This is a genomic window from Rhodopila globiformis, from assembly GCF_002937115.1.
Lineage (GTDB): Bacteria > Pseudomonadota > Alphaproteobacteria > Acetobacterales > Acetobacteraceae > Rhodopila > Rhodopila globiformis.
Genome location: NZ_NHRY01000126.1, coordinates 1 through 4187 on the forward strand (window position 1 = coordinate 1; position 4187 = coordinate 4187).

General features: G+C 73.4%; 4 protein-coding genes. All 4 read right to left on the bottom strand.

Annotated elements, in window-relative coordinates:
• On the bottom strand, positions 1-1133 hold a 1133-nt coding region (locus CCS01_RS12205; protein ID WP_146101706.1), incomplete at its 3' end, for an HAD-IC family P-type ATPase.
• Between the two features lie 2 nt (positions 1134-1135).
• On the bottom strand, positions 1136-2143 hold the full coding sequence (locus CCS01_RS12210; protein ID WP_158258357.1) for an SPFH domain-containing protein: 1008 nt from the start codon (positions 2141-2143) through the stop codon (positions 1136-1138).
• A 233-nt stretch (positions 2144-2376) separates the two neighbouring features.
• Positions 2377-3393 carry an SPFH domain-containing protein gene (locus CCS01_RS12215; protein ID WP_204848238.1) on the bottom strand — a complete coding sequence of 339 codons (1017 nt, stop codon included), beginning with the start codon at positions 3391-3393 and terminating at the stop codon, positions 2377-2379.
• Between the two features lies 1 nt (position 3394).
• A partial coding sequence (locus CCS01_RS12220) for an SPFH domain-containing protein (RefSeq protein WP_204848239.1) occupies positions 3395-4187 on the bottom strand: 793 nt, incomplete at its 5' end.

Below are 4187 nucleotides of genomic sequence, written 5' to 3' on the forward strand. Positions count from 1 at the left end.
CCGTCAGCCGCGCCCAGCCCGGCGGCGACGCGCAGCAGGTCGTCTCCGGCCGCGTCCGCCACCGGCGCCACGCCGGCCAGCGACATCTCGCCGGTGGTCAGGGTGCCGGTCTTGTCGAACACCACCGCGCGGACCTCGGCCAGGCTTTCCAGGAAGGCCGCGCCCTTGATCAGGATGCCATGCCGCGCCGCCACCGCGATGGCGGCGATCGCCGCGCCCGGCGCCGCCAGCACCAGCGCGCACGGGCAGGACGCCACCAGCACCGCCAGCGTCGCCTCCAGGTTGCCCGAGGCGAACCAGGTGCCGCCCGCTACCAGCAGCACCACCGAGAGATAGCGTCCGGCATACGACTCCAGCAGCCGCGTGACCGGCGGCTTGGCCTCCTCAGCCGCCTGCATCAGGTCGATGATCCGGCCGAACGTGGTGTCGGCCCCGGTCCGGATCACTTCCACTTCCAGCCGCCCGTTGGTGGTGATCGCCCCCAGCAGCGTGGTCTGTCCGGGTTCCACGTCCACCGGCATCGCCTCCCCGGTCAGCGACGCCATGTCCAGGCTGGCGGTCCCGGCGCGCACAATCCCGTCCGCCGGCACCCGGTCGCCGGCGCGCAGCTCGATCCGGTCGCCCGGCCGCAACGCGGTTGACGGCACCAACTCGACCGAACCGCCGCGCAACCGCCGCGCCTGCGTCTCGGTCAGCCGGCTGAGTGCCAGGATCGCCTCGCGCGAACCCAGCAGGCTGCGTTCCTCCAGCACATGGGCGACGGTCATGACGATCGGCAGCACCGCCGCCGTCATCAGGTCGCCGCTCGCCCAGGCGGCGATCAGCGCCAGAGCCACCAGCCGATCGGTCACGCCGTGCAGGCTGGGCGCGCGCAGGCTCTGCCAGGCGGCGACCAGCACCGGCACGGCGACCAGCGCCGCCGCCGCGCCCGCCACCAGCGTGGCCACCGCCGAACCGTTCGGCACCAGGTATTCCCACGCCAAGGCGACCAGCAGCAGCCCGGCCGCCAGCATCGCCAGCGTCAGCCGCGCGCCCAGCAGCAGCCGCTCGGCCCGCGCCAGCATCGGCGCCGTCGACAGCCTGGTGATCGCCGCGGTCGCTCTCGCACCCGGAGGCGCTACGCAGATGGTCATTGCTAGTTACTCGATGGTTGGTTGCCCGGCAGGATCAGGCGCGGACCGCCCCGCGGATCGACCGCGAGCAGGTGGCCGGCCTGGCCCAGCACGGCGGTGACGCGGTCGCGGTACAGCCGCTCCAGCAGCCCCGCCCGCCCGGCCGGATCGTCCCCGGCTTCCAGTGCGGCAATGGCGGCAACCTGAGCGCGTGCCTTGTCCACCGTTTCCTCCGCCGTGGCCCGCGCCTCGGTCAGGATGCGGTCGTGGTCCCGATCGCCCGTCTGCAGCGTCAGCGTCGCCTGCGTCCGGGCGGCGGCGAGCCCTTCCTCGACCCGCTGCGTCGCAGCCAGCACCGCGTCGAACCCGGGTTTCGCCGCCGGCGGCAGTTGCGCGTTGATGTCCGCCCGCGTCACCTCGACGCCCAGCGGCGCGCCCTGCAGCTCCAGCGCCCGCAGGCGGCGGTTGATCGCCGTCACCAGGTCGCCGCGCAACGCCTGCCGCTGCGCCTGCACCATCGGTTCGGCCGCGTCGGGGCTACCTTCCTGGCCCGAGCGCACCACCAGGAAATCGTCGATCGACCGCCCTGCCGCGAGGGTCGTGACGCTCGCCGCGAACAGCCGGTTCAGCGCCGGAACGACGTGCGCCTGCGCCAGGTCATAGGCGACGGGATCGACGACGTGCCAGGTCAGCGTCGCGCGCAGCAGCACCGCACCGCCGTCTCCGGTCAGCGAGGTGCCGGCCGCGCCCGGCGTGGCGCTTTCCTGCGGCGCCACCGTCAGCTCGATCTGCCGGGCAGCGGCGGGCAGCAGGTCGACCTGCTCAATCGGCCGAGGCCAGGCCAGCAGCAGCCCCGCCGGCTGCACCCGCACGATCTGCCCGAACCGCCGCACGACGATCTGCGAATCCGCCGGCACCTGCCGGCAGTTGGAGGCAAGCCAACCCAGCGCCAGCAGCAGCGTCCCCAGGTAGAGCGTGCGGAAGCCGATGCGCAGCGACTGGACGACCGGCCCGTCGGGAACCCCGGGCATACCAGGCGGCACAGGATCCGACCCGCCGGCACTGGCCATTCCATCGGCACCGGCCGTTCCATCAGCACCGGCTTTTCCATCGGCGCCGGCTGTTCCATCGTCATGGCGGGCGGAGGCCCGCCATCCACGCCTTTCCTCGGCATCAGCACCGCCAAGCGTGGATGGCGGGCCTCCGCCCGCCATGACGGGTGGGACCGTCTCCGGCGGCCTGTCAGAATTCCCGGCGCCTGGTGTCATTTGCGCGGCTCCACCGGCGATACCGCCTTGCGCGGCTCCGCCGGCGACTGGCCCTGGCGCGGCTCCGCCGGCGACGCTTCCCTACCCGCCTCCACCGGAGACGGCCCCTGCACCAGCAGCGAAAACGGCGCCGCATCCGTACGCAGCACCAGCCGCGTGTTGGGGCCGACGACCTGCGATAGCGTGTCCAGCCCCCGCAGCATCATGTAAAGCTGCGGATCGGCCTGGTAGGCCTTGGTGCGGATCGCGGCGGCCTGGCGCTGCGCCGTTGCCTCGACTTCCGCCGCCTCGGTGCGGGCGCCGGCCACGGTGATGCGGGCGTCGCGCTCGGCGTTGAAGCGGACCTCGGCGGCGGCGCGCAGCCCTTCGGCGGTGCGCTCGGCCGCCACCGTCTCCCGCTCCGAGCGCATCCGCGCCACGGTCGCGACCAGGCTGGTCTCCGGCAGGCTCAACGTCTCAATGCCGATCTGCTGCACCTGGATGCCGTAGGTCTGCAGCATCTGCGCGGCGACCTGGGCGGTCAGCTGCTGCTCGAACGCGCCCAGCCGCAGCCGCTTCGGATCGGTGTTCACCAAATCGGCGAAATCGAAGCTGCTGGCGGTGACCTGCATGGCCGAACCGACGAAGCCGCGCAACTGCCGCGCCGCCTCGTCCGGGTTGTTGCGCACCGCGCGCAGGAACTGGCTGATGCGCTCGGCGTCCGGCGGTACCTGCCAGGCGACGTAGGCGCGCAGCAGGATGCGCAGCCCGTCGCGGGTGCCGACGTCCTCCAGCCCCGTCGCGCTGGTGCGCAGCCGCAAATCGACCGGCACGGTGGCCTGGATCGGCGCCGGCAGCTTCCACGCCAGCCCCGGCCGGGTCAGCACCCGCACCGGCGCGCCGAACTGGGTGATCACGACCGCCTCGCCGGCGCTCACCATCACCGCCGAGGCCGCCAGCGCCGCCCCGCCCAGGACCAGCGTGGCGAGGGCGAAGCGCAGGGCAGTGCGCAGCCTGGATGATGCTCGGGTCACGTCAGTTGTTTCCTATGATGGCGTCGGCCGGGTTGCCCGGCGGCGGGCGCAGGTCGATCAGCGGCGCGTCCGCGGCGGAAATCCGGTTGTCCATGATGATGACGTCGGTCTTCGGGATCAGCGCGACCAGCCGGGCGAGCCGGCGCTCGAACAGCACCAGGTCCCGTGCCGAGGCGGCGGCGTCGCGATCGGCCGCGAAGCGCGTGGCATCCGCCGTCGCCGTGCCGGTCAGTTCGACCGCGGTGGCGGTGGCATCGGTTTCCAGCGCCGTCGCGCTCTGCCGCGCGTCCGCCAGCGTGGCCTGCGCCCGGCCGCGCTCGGCGTCGATGCTGGCCTCGGCGTTGATCTGCGCCGCCTGCACGGCGTGGTAGGCATCGGCCGCGCCGCCCGGCGGGTGGATAGCGTCGATCACCACGGCCGTCAGATCAAGGCCGCTGCCGGCGGCGTCGAGGTCCCGTTGCAGCAGGGCGCGCAAGTGGCCGGCCATCGCCTCGCGGTTGTCGCCCAGCACGGCGTTCAGCGTGCGCCCGGCGAAGAACGCCGCCATCACCCGCCCGGCAGCCTGGCGCAGCAGCGCCGGCGGGTCCGCCACCCGATAGGTGGCGTCCAGCGCGGCGGCGTCGCTCAGGCCGATGCGGTAGAACAGGCGGATATCGGCGTTGACCATCTGGAAGCTCTGCCGCCCGTCGCGCGCGGCGGCGACCAGAAGCCAGGCCTCGTTCGGATGCGCCCGTTCCCACAGCCGATCGGCCGAGGGCGGCGGGGGCGCCTCGGCCGATCGGCTGTGGGAACGG

Excerpts from the sequence above, each read along its gene's own strand:
- CCS01_RS12210 (WP_158258357.1), bottom strand. The coding sequence starts at position 2,143 with ATGCCCGGGGTTCCCGACGGGCCGGTCGTCCAGTCGCTGCGCATCGGC.